Below are 16,258 nucleotides of genomic sequence, written 5' to 3' on the forward strand. Positions count from 1 at the left end.
ATGAATAATCCAGTAATTGTAGATTGTATCCGCACACCAATGGGTCGCTCAAAAGGCGGCGTATTTAAAAACAAACGTGCGGAAGACTTAAGCGCTCATTTAATGAAAGGCTTATTAGAACGTAATCCAGCAGTTGACCCTGCGTCAATTGACGATATTTATTGGGGTTGTGTACAGCAAACTTTAGAGCAAGGCTTTAACGTTGCACGTAACGCATCTCTACTTGCAGGCATTCCACATTCAGTGCCAGCAACCACAGTGAACCGTTTATGTGGCTCATCAATGCAAGCATTGCATGATGCTGCTCGCGCTATTATGACTGGCGCTGGTGATACTTACCTAATTGGTGGTGTTGAACACATGGGCCACGTACCTATGACTCACGGTAACGACTTTCACCCAGGCTTAGCTACATCAATTGCACAAGCATCTGGCTCTATGGGTTTAACTGCTGAGTACCTTGCTACTATTCACGGTATTAGCCGTGAGCAACAAGATGAGTTTGCTTACCGCTCGCATCAACGTGCACATGCTGCAACAGTTGAAGGGCGTTTCCGCCGCGAAATTTTAGCAATGGAAGGTCACGATGCTGACGGTTCACTTATCCTTGTTGAAGATGATGAAGTAATTCGCCCTGAAACAACGGTTGAAGGTTTATCGCAGCTGCGTCCAGTATTTAACCCTGCTACGGGTTCTGTTACAGCGGGCACATCTTCAGCACTTTCTGATGGCGCATCAGCTATGTTAGTGATGAGCGAAGAAAAAGCAAAAGAACTTGGCTTACCAATTCGTGCATATATTCGCGCGATGGCCGTTGCCGGTTGCGATCCATCAATCATGGGTTACGGCCCAGTACCAGCAAGTAAAAAAGCATTGGCACAAGCTGGTATTACTATTGATGACATCGATGTTGCTGAACTTAACGAAGCATTCGCAGCACAATCACTGCCTGTACTTAAAGACCTAGGTTTAGCGGATGTGGTTGACGAAAAAGTGAATTTAAATGGTGGCGCTATCGCACTGGGTCACCCGCTGGGTTGTTCGGGTTCGCGTATTAGCACCTCACTTATTCACTTAATGGAAGACAATAACGCAAAATACGGTTTAGCGACTATGTGTATTGGTTTAGGCCAAGGTATTGCTACTGTATTTGAACGTGTTCAAGACTAATTAGTGTTGAATATCTAAAACCAGCTTGGTGATTAAAAAGGCGGACTAGCGCAAGTTAGTTCGCCTTTTTTATACCACCCGCTTTTGCAGGTTTAAAATGAATAATGTGATCGGGTGCATTAAATTTATTTCAGATTATCTATTAATAAGTTGAGCTGTTTTGTTATACGTAAAATAGTTAACCAACAGCTTTATTTGCGCTAAACTACCCGACCTAACCAAGCCACGACTATTTTTACAGGTAATTTTTATGAGCTTTGATAACCCCGATCACCAATTAGATGCTATCGGCCTTCGCTGCCCAGAACCTGTGATGATGGTGCGCGCTGCAATTCGCAAAATGAGCGACGGCGAAACACTGCTTATTATTGCCGACGACCCCTCAACCACCCGTGATATACCCAGCTTTTGTACGTTCATGGATCACACGCTAGTGGCTAAAGAAGTTGAAGAATCACCGTATAGATATGTGGTGAAGAAAGGATTGTAAAGCTATCAGCTATCAGCTATCAGCTATCAGCTATCAGCTATCAGCTATCAGCTATCAGCTATCAGCTATCAGCTATCAGCTATCAGCTATCAGCTATCAGCTCAAAATAAAAAAACCGTGTTTGTTAAATCAAGCACGGTTTTTTATTTTATCTTTAAACTAACGACTGACAGCTTTTAACTTACAGCTTTTACTTCTTCGTTATCGTCACTTGCGGCTCATCGTAGTCACTAAAATCAATGCTGACTATATACGACCCTTTGATTGCGGGTGTGTAGCTAAAGTAATTATAAATGGTATTACAGTCGGCGCGTGTTGATTGGCCGAGTGTTAGGCTTTGCCCTGATGGCTGTGAATCGCTGTAGCCACAGTTAAAACCTTCACTAAAATCTGCATCCGCTATTTTAAATTCGTACACTTTGCCTGGGGTCGAAAACCTAACTTGGGCTTGGTAAAGCGCAGGGCCGACTTGTTTAAATTGATATTGAGGTTCGGCATCCCATAATGTGAAGTCCCCTCTTAAATAAATACTGCGATCCAATTCTTGCTGCGGCAACACGTCGTTAATTGAAATTTGACTGGTACAAGCACTCAATAAGCCCACTAAGGCTAACGTGAAAATGCGTTTCATTGGGAGCTTCATGGTGAATCCTCTATTAACTAATATAAATAAAACACTAAAAAGCCAGCATTATGCTGGCTTTTTTAATAGCTGTTAGCTGTTATTTTTGTAATACAGAAATATCTGCAATTTCTAAAAATAGTCCACTAAGCTGGCTTAAAAGCGCAAGGCGGTTTTGCTTAACCGCTTCATCGTCGGCCATTACCATGACATTGTCAAAAAAGTTATCAACACTGTCACGAATGCCTGCTAATTGGCTTAATGCCTCTTGGTAGTTTCCATCGCTGTACAGTGGTGCTAAATCAGTGGCGAATTTTGCAACTTGCGAAGCCAATACTTTTTCTGCCTCATCACTTAATAAGCTCTGATCAACATCACCTTGCGTTGTAATGTTATTTTTAGCCAGAATATTACTTACACGCTTATTAGCGGCTGCAAGCGATTCTGCGGCGTCTAGAGTGCGGAAATGGCTTACGGCTTTAACCCGGCGATCAAAATCAACAGGCTTCGTTGGACGGCGCGCAAGTACCGCTTGAATTACATCTACCTCAATGCCTTCATCTTGATACCAAGCACGAAAACGCCCTAGCATAAATTCGAATACATCGGTCGATACATTTAGGTTAGTCAGCTTTTCACCAAACAAGGTTTGTGATTTAGCAACCAGGTCTAAAATATCAAGTGGTAGCTGCTTTTCTACCATGATACGCAATGCACCAATGGCCGCACGACGAAGTGCAAATGGGTCTTTATCACCTTTTGGTGCTTGGCCTATACCAAAAATACCCACCAGCGTGTCAAACTTATCAGCAATAGCCACTGCACAGCTGATCAAACTCGTTGGTAAGTTATCGCCAGCAAAGCGTGGCATGTACTGCTCGTTTTGCGCAACAGCGACATCTTCAGCTTCACCGTCATGACGTGCGTAATGCATTCCCATTACACCTTGTACGTCGGTAAATTCCATTACCATTTCGGTCATTAAGTCTGTTTTACTTAATAAGCCTGCACGCGCTGCTAGTGCTTTATCTGCACCTAGTTGCTCTGCAATGTAACCGGCAAGTTCACTGATACGCTGTGACTTATCTTTAAGTGTGCCCAACTGCTTTTGGAATAAAACGCTGTCTAGCGACTCAAGTCGGCTTTCAAGTGTTTTCTTTTTATCTGTTTCAAAGAAGAACTGCGCATCAGCTAAACGCGGGCGCACTACTTTTTCGTTACCAGAAATAACCACACTTGGATCTTTACTTTCGATGTTAGAAACAAACAAAAACTTATTTAAAAGTTTGCCGTTTTGATCTAATAACGGAAAGTATTTTTGATCGTCTTTCATGGTGTAAATAAGCGCTTCGGCTGGCACATCTAAAAATGCTTCTTCAAATGTAGCTGTTAGCGTTACTGGCCATTCAACCAATGAAGTAACTTCTTCAAGTAAATCTTCATCCATAGCAACTACGGCATTAACTGCTTTTGCTGCGTCTTCTATTTGCGCACGAATTTGTGCTTTACGCTGTTCGTAGTCAGCTATCACGTAAGCTGATTTAAGTACGTCAAACACATCATCAGCATGGTTAATACTAATTTTTTCTGGATGATGAAAACGATGGCCTTGCAGTTGATTGCTCACTTGCTTACCCAGTATCTCACCCTCTATTAGCTCACTACCCAGTAAAATAGTGACTGTATGCACAGGGCGAATAAATTGTGTTTTATTCGCGCCCCAACGCATTGGTTTAGGAATAGGTAATTTAGCAAGCGCTTTACTAATTGCATCAGCCATTAGTAATTTGGTTTCTTGCCCTGCTACTTTAGCAATATGTAATAACCATGCGCCTTTATCGGTTTCGAGTGTTTGCGCATCTTTTACTTCAATTCCACAACCACGAGCCCAACCCATGGCTGCTTTGGTTGGGTTGCCCTCAGCGTCAAATGCCGCTTTAGTTGCTGGGCCGCGTTTTTCAACTTCTTTGTCTTGTTGTTTAGCGTCAAGTGCTTTTACTTGTAAACCTAAACGACGAGGCGATGCATACCAGCTCACACCTTGGTGAGCAAGTTCTAAGCTTTCAAATTCTGCTGTTAAGTTTGCAGCAAAGGCTTCGGCTAATTTTCGAAGTGATTTTGGTGGCAATTCTTCGGTGCCAATTTCTACTAATAAATTTTCTGCTGACATGCTTACTTATCCTTACACAGCGGGAAACCAAGCGCTTCACGTGCATCGTAATAACTTTGTGCACACGCTTTTGATAATGCACGAACGCGTAAAATGTAACGTTGACGCTCGGTCACCGAAATAGCATGACGTGCGTCTAATAAGTTAAATGCGTGCGATGCTTTCATTACTTGCTCGTAGGCAGGTAATGGTAAGTTTGCTTCAATTAACTTTTGGCTTTCTGCTTCGCACTTATCAAACTGTGCAAATAAGTCTTCTACGTTTGCATGTTCAAAATTATAAGTAGACTGCTCTACTTCGTTTTGATGGAATACATCGCCGTAGGTTACGCGCCCTAATGGACCGTCTGCCCATACTAAGTCGTAAATGCTATCTACGCCTTGAATATACATTGCTAAACGCTCTAGGCCGTAGGTAATTTCACCTGTGACCGGTGAGCATTCTAAGCCGCCCACCTGCTGGAAGTAGGTAAACTGGGTTACCTCCATGCCGTTTAACCAAATTTCCCAGCCCAGTCCCCATGCACCCAGCGTTGGTGACTCCCAGTTATCTTCTACAAAGCGCACTTCGTGAGTGAGGGTATCAATACCCATCGCCGCTAAAGAGCCTAAATAAAGCTCTTGGATATTATCTGGAGATGGCTTTAACACCACTTGGAATTGGTAGTAATGTTGTAAGCGGTTTGGATTCTCACCGTAACGACCATCGGTAGGTCGACGACACGGTTGAACGTAAGCGCTCGACATAGGCTCTGGGCCAATTGATTTTAAAAATGTTTGCGGGTGAAATGTCCCTGCGCCCACTTCCATGTCAAGTGGTTGAATAATGACACAGCCTTGCTGTGCCCAATAATCCTGTAAAGCCAGGATCAAACCTTGAAAGGTTTTAACGTCATATTTTTGCATATTTTGGCTTTTTACTATCTGAGAAGTAGCGTGAAAATTACCCTCAGTATACCTTGTGCACACTCAGGTTTTAAGCAGTTTGTGCAATTGAGAAAATAAAAAAGGAGCCTAAGGCTCCTTTTTTGTGATTAGCATAATTTAATTATACGTCTAAGTTAACCACACGCAGTGCATTCGTTTCTATGAACTCACGACGAGGCTCAACTTGATCGCCCATTAACGTAGCAAATAATTGATCCGCTGCAACAGCATCTTCAATCGTTACTTGCAACATACGGCGTGCGCTTGGATCCATGGTGGTTTCCCAAAGTTGATTTGGGTTCATTTCACCTAGTCCTTTATAGCGTTGAATATAGATCCCACGCTTAGATTCTGCGATCAACCATTCCAATGCATCCACAAAGTTATCAACAGGTTTTGTTTTTTCACCGCGTTGGATGTAAGCACCCTCAGTGATGATATTAGCAATATTTTTACCTGTTACAGCAATACGTTGGTAATCTCTTGAAGTAATAAAGTCATAATGAAGTACATGCGCTTTATCCACACCATGCTGACGAATATTCACAACAGGGTAATATAAATTACGCTCTGTATCGTGTTCAGTACCTGCGTGGAAAATAGTTGCATCTTCATCACGCGCAACTAAGTCATCAACAAGCTCTTTGGTCCAAGCAATTACCTTAGCCTCGTCTGAAAGGTCTTCTTTTTTCAGCTCGCTTTGGTAAATCAAACGGTTCATCACTGTGTTTGGATACTTACGCTTTAAGCGCTCGATAACTTTAACCGTGTTTTGGTAATCATGAACGATTGCTTCTAACGCTTCACCATCAACCGCTTCTGCACTATCACTCGTGTAAAGAGCAGCATTACTTAGCGCTAAAGATGTAAGGTAATCAACTAATGCAGGGTCATCTTTAATATAGCGCTCTTGCTTACCTTTTTTCACTTTATAAAGAGGTGGCTGAGCAATATAAATGTAACCACGTTCAACAATTTCCGGCATTTGACGGTAGAAGAACGTTAGTAACAAGGTACGAATGTGAGAGCCATCCACGTCGGCATCGGTCATGATGATGATACGGTGGTAACGTAGTTTTTCTGGGTTATATTCGTCACGGCCAATACCACAACCTAATGCAGTAATTAGCGTTGCCACTTCTTGTGAAGAAAGCATTTTATCAAAACGTGCTTTTTCTACGTTTAAGATTTTACCTTTAAGCGGAAGAATCGCTTGATTCTTACGGTTACGACCCTGCTTGGCTGAACCGCCAGCTGAGTCACCCTCCACTATGTATAGTTCAGATTGGGCTGGATCTTTTTCTTGGCAATCAGCTAATTTACCAGGTAAACCAGCTAAGTCCATAGCGCCTTTACGACGTGTCATTTCACGCGCTTTACGCGCTGCTTCACGGGCGCGTGCTGCATCAATAATTTTGCCAACAACAATTTTTGCATCCAATGGGTTTTCCAATAAAAACTCAGTGAATTTTTCAGCCATTGCTTGCTCAACTGCAGACTTAACTTCGCTAGAAACTAGCTTGTCTTTTGTTTGTGATGAGAACTTTGGATCAGGTACTTTAACACTCACAACTGCAGTTAAGCCTTCACGCGCATCATCGCCCGTTGCATTACTGGTTGTTTTAGCTTTTTTGTTAAAGCCTTCTTTTTCCATGTAGTTATTGAGCGTACGCGTTAGCGCCGATCTAAAACCAGCTAAGTGAGTACCACCATCACGTTGAGGAATATTATTTGTGAAACAGTAAATGTTTTCTTGGAATGCATCATTCCACTGCATTGATACTTCTACACTAATACCATCTTCTTCACGTTCGTGAGTAAAATGGAATACCCCTTTATGCACTGGTGTTTTATTGCGGTTTAGGTATTCAACGAATGCTCTGATACCGCCTTCGTACTTAAAGTGGTCGCTTTTATTTTCTTCGCGCTCATCGCTTAATATGATACTTACACCTGAATTCAAAAACGACAGCTCGCGTAAACGCTTTGCCAAAATATCGTAATGAAAATCAAGGTTAGTGAACGTTTCGCCACTTGGCCAAAAACGAATTTCAGTACCATTTGTTTCAGAATCACCAATTACAGCTAGTGGTGCATCAGGTACACCCATAGTATAAAACTGCTCATGAAGTTTACCTTCACGACGAATGGTTAGTTTTAATTTTTCTGATAATGCATTTACTACCGATACACCAACACCGTGTAAGCCACCTGATACTTTATAAGAGTTATCATCAAACTTACCACCGGCGTGTAGCACCGTCATAATTACTTCAGCTGCAGATACACCTTCTTCTTCATGTATAGAAGTAGGAATACCACGGCCGTTATCTCTTACAGATACCGAACCGTCTAAGTGAATAGTGACATAAATATCATCACAGTGACCCGCTAAGGCCTCATCGATAGAGTTATCAACGACCTCAAACACCATGTGGTGTAAGCCCGTACCATCATCGGTGTCCCCTATATACATACCAGGACGCTTTCTTACTGCATCTAATCCTTTAAGTACTTTAATACTCGACGAATCATAATTCTCAGACATGGTTAATCCCACTTATCTTGTTATTAGGTTGCCATGTTTCACGTGGAACATTTTTAGTTCTCGTTGCATGGGTTCCACCACAGCAGAAATACTTTCAGATAAAATTGAAGAAATAAATATTTGAGAACTACAGTGAGTCAATAACTGGCCCACTTTCTCTTTTGTATCTTCGCTTAGTTCTGAAGGTAGATCATCTATTAGCAATATTGATTGCTTATCTGTCTCTGACTCAATTAAGCTATTTTGCGTTACTTTTAACGCATACAACAATAACTTTAATTGCCCGCGTGAGAATACATTCTCAACACTGCTGCCAGCGACACTAAAACTAAAATCAGCCTTATGAGGGCCTTTACTTGTAAAGCCTTGGCGAGCATCTCGCTCAAAACTTTGCTCTAACGCATCACAAAGAGATTCACTCTCTTTCCAGCCCGCATTGAAGCTAATTTCTAAATCGCGTATTAGCGTTAATTCTGCACACATTTTATCAAAAAATTGCTGCTTAAACCTAGTTATATACGCGATTCTTAATTTATTTATTTGTTCAGCCAGTCTAACAAATTCTTTGTCCCAAAACTTGATTTGGTCAAAATAATTCTTAGGCTTAGATTTTAATAAGGCATTGCGTTGTTTAAGCACTTTATTAAACGATTGCCATAAGAAAAAAAACTCATGTTCCACGTGGAACAAACCTAAGTCTAAAAATTTTCTGCGCTCCTTAGGACCGCCAAAAAATAGTGAGTAGCTTTCTGGTGTTATTATTTGTACCGGCATTAACTGGGCAAGTTCAGATACTTTTCGACTCGCCTTACCCTGGATTTTTAAATTGGTTTCACCCGCTTGGGTTTTACTAATACCAATAGGGATAGATAAATCGTATAACGCTTTGCGGCCATGAATAACAAACTGATCTTGCTGGTGTGCAATAATACTTTTATGTTTAGAAGTTCGAAAAGATTTGCCGTGAGAAAGGTAATATATAGCCTCTAAAAGGCTGGTTTTTCCGCTGCCGTTTTCACCATAAATTATATTAACGCCATTAACTGGTTCTAGCGTCAGCGCCTCAATATTACGAAAATATTTGAGGCTCAAATGACTTAAGCTCATTATGTATTTATAATCTTATAAACGCATAGGCATAACGACGTACATCGCTTCTTCATCGCCTGCACCTTCTATTAGTGCACTGCTATTTGAATCGGCAAGTGTAAATAACACATCTTCAGTTTTTAATGTATTTAATACATCAAGCACGTAAGACACATTAAACCCTATTTCTAGGTCATCGCCCTCGTACATTACTTCAACTACTTCTTCCGCTTGTTCTTGCTCTGGGTTGTTAGCCGTAATTTTTAATAAACCGTTTGATAAGTTTAAACGTACACCACGAAACTTTTCGTTCGATAAAATCGATACGCGTTGAAATGCATTACGTAACCATTCTCTGTTTGCTGTAATAACTTTATCGCCACCGCGTGGTAAAACACGGCGGTAATCAGGGAAACGGCCATCAACTAATTTACTCGTAAAAGTAAACTCAATATCAATAATACGGATGTGGTTAGCACCAAACTGAATAGTGACTAACTCTTGGTCGGCAACCATTAGGCGCATAATTTCTTGCACGCCTTTGCGCGGTATAATTAATTGGCGCTGTGTATTTAATGACTGACCTAGTTGCTTTTGTGCAATCGCTAAACGGTGCCCATCAGTGGCGACTGTTTTTATATCGCTGTTATCAACTTCAAACGACATGCCGTTTAAGTAATAACGCACATCTTGGTTTGCCATTGAAAAGTGCGTGCTTTCAAGTAATTTACGCAACTCTAAACGCGTTAGTTGAAACTCGACCTCACCATCCCACTGCTCTAAATTAGGAAAATCTTCAGCCGCTAATGTGGTCAATGAAAAACGACTTTTACCACTGGTTAAAAGTAACTGATGATCTTGTAAGCTTAATGTAAGATCAGAACCATCCGGTAAACTTTTACAAATATCGAGTAATTTTTTAGCCGGTAATGTGAGCTTGGTATCGGCAACATCATCACCTACAAACACGCTCGCCACTAATTCAATTTCAAGGTCGGTCCCTGTCATTGAAAGCTGGCCATTTTCTACCACGAGTAATACGTTAGATAAAATGGGTAACGTATGCTTACGCTCTATGGCACCCGATACTTGCACCAATGGTTTTAAAAATTGTTCTCTTGATATTGTTATTTGCATAATAAAGTCAGCCCTAAGATGACAATGTTCTTATTAAATTTTGGTAATCTTCTTTAATCTCGTGGCTTTCGTCACGTAATGATTTAACTTTGCGACACGCGTGCAGTACTGTTGTATGGTCACGCCCACCAAAGGCATCCCCAATCTCAGGTAAGCTGTGATTAGTGAGTTCTTTAGATAATGCCATGGCAACTTGGCGCGGCCTTGCTATAGAGCGGCTGCGGCGCTTAGACAGTAAATCAGACACACGTATTCTATAGTATTCTGCTACCGTACGTTGAATATTGTCTATGGTGACTAGTTTATCTTGCAGTGCGAGTAAATCACGCAGTGCTTCTTTTACAAAGTCGATAGAAATTGGGCGGCCGGTAAAGTTTGCATTAGCAATTACACGGTTTAAAGCCCCTTCAAGTTCACGTACGTTTGAGCGTAATTTTTTAGCGATAAAAAATGCCACTTCATGCGGTAAATTAATTTTACTTTGCTGGGCTTTTTTCATCAAAATGGCAACGCGTGTTTCAAGCTCTGGCGGCTCAATCGCGATAGTTAATCCCCAACCAAAACGAGATTTAAGGCGATCTTCAACCCCTTCTATCTCTTTAGGATAACGGTCAGAGGTTAAAATAATTTGCTGGTTACCTTCTAATAATGCATTAAAGGTATGAAAGAACTCTTCTTGTGAACGTTCTTTATTAGCAAAAAATTGAATGTCATCAATCATGAGTGCATCAACACTGCGGTAATAACGCTTAAACTCTTCAATCGCATTATTTTGCAGTGCTTTAACCATGTCTTGCACAAAGCGTTCTGAATGCATGTACACAATTTTAGCATCTGGCTTATTGGCCATAATACCGTTGCCTACCGCATGTAATAAATGCGTTTTACCTAAGCCCGTACCACCGTAAATAAAAACAGGGTTAAATGCAGAGCCAGGATTATCTGCTACCTGAGTGGCAGCCGCTTTTGCTAATTGATTAGATTTACCCTCAACAAAACTGTCAAAGGTATAGTTTTCTTTAATGTTTGATTTATAACCCGATTTAGGAGCGGGCTCAACAACTGGCTTTTGTTCTCGTGGTTGTTGTTTTGCCGTTGCTTGCGTACTTGGTGCTGATTGTGTTTCAACTACCGGCGCAGCTTGTGCATTTAATAGCGGCTTGCTGCCTACATCAAAGCGTAATTCAGGGGCTTCTACACCACAAATTTCAACCAGTAACTCATTTATTCTATTTAGGTACTTTTCTCTTACCCAATCAAGTACAAAACGATTAGGCGCATAAATCGTCAAGGTATCTTCGGTACTTTCTGCTTGAAGTGGTCTGACCCACATACTAAATTGCTGCGAAGGCAATTCATCTTGCAATACATATAAACAACTTTGCCAAACCGACAGATACACAGTAAAACTCCCAGAGATATAATTTTTATTCCCGCACATCAATAATGATTCAAAAATCACACCTGTATTGCGTTTAAATGGCTCAATAAGCAGCCCAAGACCGACTATTATGAATGCACTTTATCCACAAGTAAAAGATTGATTTTTATAAAATTGTTGATATCGATGTATAAATATAATAACAGACTGATTTAAATAGCTTTTTATTTTAAAGCCTGATTAGAGATCATAACAAAACTGGCAGCAGATCGCGACTATAATTTATGATCTAATTTACTTTTCCCATGCTTTTATTCACTTTTTATACAGGGGCTGTGGAAAACTTCTTATTTATGATGATCCTATCGGATCATGAAAATTGATCACAAATAAACATGCTTTACGCGCTCTATTATGATTGACTTTTCGTCACTTCATCTATAATATCTCGCGCTCGCAATGGCACCTGTGCCAGGATCGCGACCTGCATAGGATGTTTTAACTTTAACCGATCGGATGAGATTGTTATGAAAAGAACTTTTCAACCTAGCGTTTTAAAACGCAAACGTACACACGGTTTCCGTGCTCGTATGGCAACTGTAAATGGCCGTAAAGTATTAGCTCGTCGCCGTGCTAAAGGCCGCAAAGTTCTTTCTGCTTAATTTATAAGTGGAAGACTTTAGCTTTGGCAGGGAGTTACGTCTGTTAACTCCCTCGCATTACTCTCGCATATTTAATGAACCCGCTCGGGCTGCAACTCCTTTCTTTACTTTATTAGCAAAACCAAGTGACCAGTCAAAACCTAGGTTAGGCCTTACTGTTGCTAAAAAACGTGTAAAAAAGGCATGTCAACGAAACCGTATTAAACGTCTTGCTCGCGAAAGTTTTCGTTTAAACCAACATACTCTCGATAATATAGATATTGTGTTGATGGTAAAAAGTGGCATTGATGAACAGTCCAATGAAGAATTAACCAAACAACTAACAAAGTTGTGGCGTAAAATTAATGAACGCTGCAAACCCGGTGCCCCTAAACCGCCACCATTTAAAAAACGCCCAAACAAATCAGCTAAATCGACTAAACAAACTCAATAGCAATAGAATTACAGGGTTAATTAAGGTATCTTTAGCTCACCTTTTAATCATGCGTTTAAAATCTTAAAGTAAGTCTTTAAATACATGGTATCTATTCACTAAACATAACGTAGGGGCATGTACAACATGAGGTTACTTAAACCACTTGCTGCGTTACCAACACGTTGTTTAGTTTTATTGATCCGCGGTTATCAAAAGTGGATTAGCCCGCTATTGGGTCCGCATTGTCGTTTTAATCCAACCTGTTCTAGCTACGCTATTCAAGCAATTAATTTGCATGGTGCAGTAAAAGGCAGTTGGCTCGCAGTTAAACGCATATTAAAATGCCATCCTTTACATTCAGGTGGAGACGACCCCGTTCCTGAAAAATTAACCCGTATTAACCACCAACACGAGAAATAAGAGCTGTTATGGAATCGCAACGCACGTTTTTATTCATCGGCCTAATGCTAGTGTCGTTTTTATTATTTCAAGAATGGAATAATGACTACAACACGCCAAAAGCCGATCCTAGTGCCACTACACAAACACTAAAAGCAAACTCACCGGAATCAGATGATTATGTTCCAGCTTCATCAGACTCTGGTTTACCTGCTTCAACTACTTTAGCTAAACGCTCAGTCATTGATATTACAACTGACGTGTTCAAAGTTAAAATTGACACCAAAGGCGGTGACATTGTTGAAACAGACTTAATTAATTATAAAGAAACCAAAGGCAGTGATGTTCCTTACATGCTACTTGGTGAGTTTGATGGTAAACAATACTTTTCACAAAGTGGTTTAATAGGTTTAAATGGCCCAGATGCATCTGCAAATGGTCGTCCTACTTACCAATCAGAGCAAACCTCTTACACCTTAACAGGTGATGAGCTTCGCGTTCCACTGCAATTTACCGACAGCAACGGTGTAAGCTTTACTAAGACTTATGTATTCAAAAAGGGTCAGTATGATGTTGGCTTAGAATATAAAGTTAACAACACCACCAGCGCGCCTGTACAAGTACAGCTTTACACACAAATAAAGCGTACCGTACAAGAAAAAGGCAGCATGGTTGATCAAAACTATTTAGGGGCTGCATACGGTACAGATGAGGAACCATACGAAAAGTATAGTTTTTCAGATATGGCCGATAAAAACCTAAACATTAATACCCAAGGTGGTTACGTTGCCTTTATTCAGCATTACTTTGTAAGTGCTTGGGTACCAATGCAAGATCAAGCGAATACACTTTATAGTTTAATCACTAAAAGTAACGCAGCTATTATTGGTGTTAAAGACGAAGCGGTAAATGTTCAAGCTGGTAGTGAGCAAGTACTTACTGCAACTTATTACATGGGCCCTAAAGAGTCAGATAAACTTGAAGCGATTCACACTGACCTAGACTTAACCGTTGATTACGGTTGGTTATGGTTTATCTCTCAGCCGTTATTTGTACTATTAAAATGGTTACACAGCATTTTAGGTAACTGGGGTGTAGCAATTATTGCTATCACTATTATCGTTAAAACATTAATGTATCCACTGACTAAAGCACAGTACACCTCAATGGCTAAAATGCGTGCATTACAGCCTAAGATGAAAGCGCTAAAAGAAAAGTATGGCGATGATCGTCAAAAATTCGGCCAAGCGACCATGGAAATGTACCGTAAAGAAAAAGTAAACCCTATGGGTGGCTGTTTCCCTATTTTACTACAAATGCCAATCTTCTTAGCCTTGTTCTATGTATTCTTAGAGTCTACAGAACTTCGTCACGCTGAATTTGTACTTTGGCTAACTGACCTTTCTGCGAAAGACCCATACTACGTATTACCAATCTTATTTGGTGCGAGTATGTTTGTAACGCAAAAACTACAACCTATGACGGTTACCGATCCAATGCAGCAAAAAATGATGACCTTTATGCCGGTTATCTTCTCTGTGTTCTTCTTATGGTTCCCATCTGGTTTAGTACTTTACTGGTTAGTGTCTAACCTTATCTCTATTGTCCAGATGTTAATCATCTACCGTGGCATGGAAAAGAAAGGTATTAAAGTAAGGGGCGATTAATCCTCCCTACTTATATAAAGGCGACTTAGGTCGCCTTTTTTATTGCCAATTTTTTATAACAGCATTCGCGAGTGCCTATTTGATAGGTTACAATACCGCCATTACGTTATTTAAGTTGGCAAATAAACCGCATGATCAATCACGATACAATTGCAGCACAAGCCACTGCCCCAGGCCGAGGCGGTGTTGGTATTATTCGCGTTTCAGGAAACCTAGCCAAACAGGTTGCTGAAAAAATAATTGGCAAAGTCCCTAAAGTTCGTTATGCCGACTATGTGCCATTTAACACCCTTGCAGGTCAGCAACTTGACCAAGGTATTGCGATTTACTTTGCCGGCCCACACTCATTTACCGGTGAAGACGTACTCGAACTTCAAGGCCATGGCGGCCCTGTTGTGCTTGATATGCTACTTAAAGAAATAAGTAAAATAGACGGTGTACGTTTAGCAAAGCCTGGTGAATTCTCTGAGCGTGCGTTTATGAACGACAAGCTTGATTTAACTCAAGCAGAAGCAATCGCCGACTTAATTAATGCAACCAGTGAGCAAGCGGCTAAAAGCGCCCTACAGTCACTTCAAGGCCAATTCTCTAAGCACATAGAAACCTTAGTTGAAAAAGTCATTCACTTGCGGATGTACGTAGAAGCCGCTATTGATTTTCCTGATGAAGAAATCGATTTTTTATCCGATGGAAAAGTAGGCGGTGATTTAAATGCCATTATTGAGCAGCTTAATGCCGTAACCAATCAAGCCAAACAAGGCAGCATAATGCGCGAAGGTATGCGCGTCGTAATTGCTGGTCGCCCTAATGCAGGTAAATCAAGCTTACTTAATGCATTAGCAGGGCGAGAAGCGGCCATCGTAACTGAAATAGCAGGCACCACTCGTGACGTATTACGTGAGCATATACATATAGATGGCATGCCACTGCATATAATCGATACCGCAGGCTTACGAGAAAGCCCAGATAAAGTTGAGCAAATAGGTATTGAACGTGCCTGGGATGAAATAAACCAAGCCGATCGGGTATTATTTATGCTTGATGGTACCGATACAACTGATACCGATCCACATGCTATTTGGCCTGAATTTATGGCTAAATTACCCCAAGGTATGGGCGTAACCGTGATCAGGAATAAAGCCGATTTATCGGGTGATACGGTTGGTATGGATCAAGAGCAACAATATCCGGTCATCAGTTTAAGCGCTAAAAATGCTGACGGTATAGAACTAGTGCGTGAGCACTTAAAAGCCTGCATTGGTTTTGATGGTGCCACAGAGGGCGGGTTTATGGCACGCCGTCGTCACTTAGATGCACTGGAACACGCAGCCTATCACTTAGATACCGGTAAAACACAATTAGAGATGCACGTGGCCGGTGAAATCCTCGCTGAAGAACTGCGTTTAACACAGCAGTATCTTAACGAAATAACTGGTGAATTTACTTCTGATGATTTGCTTGGCAAAATTTTCAGCTCGTTCTGTATCGGTAAATAACAAGGTAAACTAAAGGAAACAAACATCCAACTTAAGTTAAAAAAACTAATTTATTCATACATTTAATAACTTTTTTATCTTTCAAT

Annotated in this window: 14 protein-coding genes; 7 read left to right on the plus strand and 7 right to left on the minus strand. The window is 40.9% G+C overall.

Features of this window, described 5'->3' with window-relative positions; all coding sequences use genetic code 11:
* Together fadA and tusA are read left to right on the plus strand one after the other, a co-directional pair.
* Entirely contained in the window at positions 1 to 1,170 is a 1,170-nt protein-coding gene (gene fadA / locus ACTRWE_RS10335; RefSeq protein ID WP_033102898.1) for an acetyl-CoA C-acyltransferase FadA, read from the plus strand.
* Positions 1,171 to 1,420: 250 nt separating this feature from the next.
* On the plus strand, positions 1,421 to 1,660 hold the full coding sequence (tusA, locus tag ACTRWE_RS10340; RefSeq protein WP_008112953.1) for a sulfurtransferase TusA: 240 nt from the start codon (positions 1,421 to 1,423) through the stop codon (positions 1,658 to 1,660).
* Between the two features lie 190 nt (positions 1,661 to 1,850).
* Here the strand turns inward: tusA and ACTRWE_RS10345 are convergent, their stop codons facing one another.
* The 7 genes from ACTRWE_RS10345 to dnaA form a co-directional block, all read right to left on the minus strand.
* The gene (locus tag ACTRWE_RS10345) at positions 1,851 to 2,303 is read right to left on the minus strand and encodes an early set domain-containing protein (RefSeq protein ID WP_024601485.1); all 453 of its coding nucleotides are present in this window, start codon (positions 2,301 to 2,303) and stop codon (positions 1,851 to 1,853) included.
* 79 nt (positions 2,304 to 2,382) lie between these two features.
* Positions 2,383 to 4,452, minus strand: a complete 2,070-nt coding sequence (glyS, locus tag ACTRWE_RS10350) for a glycine--tRNA ligase subunit beta (RefSeq protein WP_462879963.1) — start codon at positions 4,450 to 4,452, stop codon at positions 2,383 to 2,385.
* 2 nt (positions 4,453 to 4,454) lie between these two features.
* On the minus strand, positions 4,455 to 5,357 hold the full coding sequence (gene glyQ / locus ACTRWE_RS10355; RefSeq protein ID WP_013463645.1) for a glycine--tRNA ligase subunit alpha: 903 nt from the start codon (positions 5,355 to 5,357) through the stop codon (positions 4,455 to 4,457).
* Between the two features lie 142 nt (positions 5,358 to 5,499).
* A complete protein-coding gene (gene gyrB, locus ACTRWE_RS10360; protein ID WP_013463644.1) occupies positions 5,500 to 7,926 on the minus strand; it encodes a DNA topoisomerase (ATP-hydrolyzing) subunit B in 2,427 nt (808 codons plus the stop codon).
* Positions 7,927 to 7,938: 12 nt separating this feature from the next.
* A complete protein-coding gene (gene recF / locus ACTRWE_RS10365) occupies positions 7,939 to 9,033 on the minus strand; it encodes a DNA replication/repair protein RecF (RefSeq protein ID WP_028834900.1) in 1,095 nt (364 codons plus the stop codon).
* A 15-nt stretch (positions 9,034 to 9,048) separates the two neighbouring features.
* A complete protein-coding gene (gene dnaN, locus ACTRWE_RS10370) occupies positions 9,049 to 10,152 on the minus strand; it encodes a DNA polymerase III subunit beta (RefSeq protein WP_008112965.1) in 1,104 nt (367 codons plus the stop codon).
* 13 nt (positions 10,153 to 10,165) lie between these two features.
* The gene (dnaA, locus tag ACTRWE_RS10375; RefSeq protein WP_008467048.1) at positions 10,166 to 11,554 is read right to left on the minus strand and encodes a chromosomal replication initiator protein DnaA; all 1,389 of its coding nucleotides are present in this window, start codon (positions 11,552 to 11,554) and stop codon (positions 10,166 to 10,168) included.
* A 506-nt stretch (positions 11,555 to 12,060) separates the two neighbouring features.
* Between dnaA and rpmH the strand changes: the two genes are divergently transcribed.
* The 5 genes from rpmH to mnmE all read left to right on the plus strand — a co-directional run bounded on the left by rpmH (position 12,061) and on the right by mnmE (position 16,172).
* Complete coding sequence (gene rpmH / locus ACTRWE_RS10380) at positions 12,061 to 12,195, plus strand: 50S ribosomal protein L34 (RefSeq protein WP_008112968.1); 135 nt, start codon at positions 12,061 to 12,063, stop codon at positions 12,193 to 12,195.
* A gap of 7 nt (positions 12,196 to 12,202) precedes the next feature.
* A complete protein-coding gene (gene rnpA / locus ACTRWE_RS10385) occupies positions 12,203 to 12,628 on the plus strand; it encodes a ribonuclease P protein component (RefSeq protein WP_008467046.1) in 426 nt (141 codons plus the stop codon).
* Between the two features lie 126 nt (positions 12,629 to 12,754).
* Positions 12,755 to 13,030, plus strand: a complete 276-nt coding sequence (yidD, locus tag ACTRWE_RS10390; protein ID WP_036957173.1) for a membrane protein insertion efficiency factor YidD — start codon at positions 12,755 to 12,757, stop codon at positions 13,028 to 13,030.
* Between the two features lie 8 nt (positions 13,031 to 13,038).
* Positions 13,039 to 14,676, plus strand: coding sequence for a membrane protein insertase YidC (yidC, locus tag ACTRWE_RS10395; RefSeq protein ID WP_462879964.1), 1,638 nt, complete (start codon positions 13,039 to 13,041; stop codon positions 14,674 to 14,676).
* Between the two features lie 131 nt (positions 14,677 to 14,807).
* On the plus strand, positions 14,808 to 16,172 hold the full coding sequence (gene mnmE / locus ACTRWE_RS10400; RefSeq protein ID WP_010392700.1) for a tRNA uridine-5-carboxymethylaminomethyl(34) synthesis GTPase MnmE: 1,365 nt from the start codon (positions 14,808 to 14,810) through the stop codon (positions 16,170 to 16,172).
* The last annotated feature ends 86 nt before the right edge of the window (positions 16,173 to 16,258 follow it).

It is taken from the genome of Pseudoalteromonas sp. G5_S1_54_S4 (assembly GCF_054968565.1).

Coding starts and splice junctions, on each gene's coding strand:
- fadA (WP_033102898.1), top strand. CDS start 1: ATGAATAATCCAGTAATTGTAGATTGTATCCGCACACCAATGGGTCGC.
- tusA (WP_008112953.1), top strand. CDS start 1,421: ATGAGCTTTGATAACCCCGATCACCAATTAGATGCTATCGGCCTTCGC.
- ACTRWE_RS10345 (WP_024601485.1), bottom strand. CDS start 2,303: ATGAAGCTCCCAATGAAACGCATTTTCACGTTAGCCTTAGTGGGCTTA.
- glyS (WP_462879963.1), bottom strand. CDS start 4,452: ATGTCAGCAGAAAATTTATTAGTAGAAATTGGCACCGAAGAATTGCCA.
- glyQ (WP_013463645.1), bottom strand. CDS start 5,357: ATGCAAAAATATGACGTTAAAACCTTTCAAGGTTTGATCCTGGCTTTA.
- gyrB (WP_013463644.1), bottom strand. CDS start 7,926: ATGTCTGAGAATTATGATTCGTCGAGTATTAAAGTACTTAAAGGATTA.
- recF (WP_028834900.1), bottom strand. CDS start 9,033: ATGAGCTTAAGTCATTTGAGCCTCAAATATTTTCGTAATATTGAGGCG.
- dnaN (WP_008112965.1), bottom strand. CDS start 10,152: ATGCAAATAACAATATCAAGAGAACAATTTTTAAAACCATTGGTGCAA.
- rpmH (WP_008112968.1), top strand. CDS start 12,061: ATGAAAAGAACTTTTCAACCTAGCGTTTTAAAACGCAAACGTACACAC.
- yidD (WP_036957173.1), top strand. CDS start 12,755: ATGAGGTTACTTAAACCACTTGCTGCGTTACCAACACGTTGTTTAGTT.
- yidC (WP_462879964.1), top strand. CDS start 13,039: ATGGAATCGCAACGCACGTTTTTATTCATCGGCCTAATGCTAGTGTCG.
- mnmE (WP_010392700.1), top strand. CDS start 14,808: ATGATCAATCACGATACAATTGCAGCACAAGCCACTGCCCCAGGCCGA.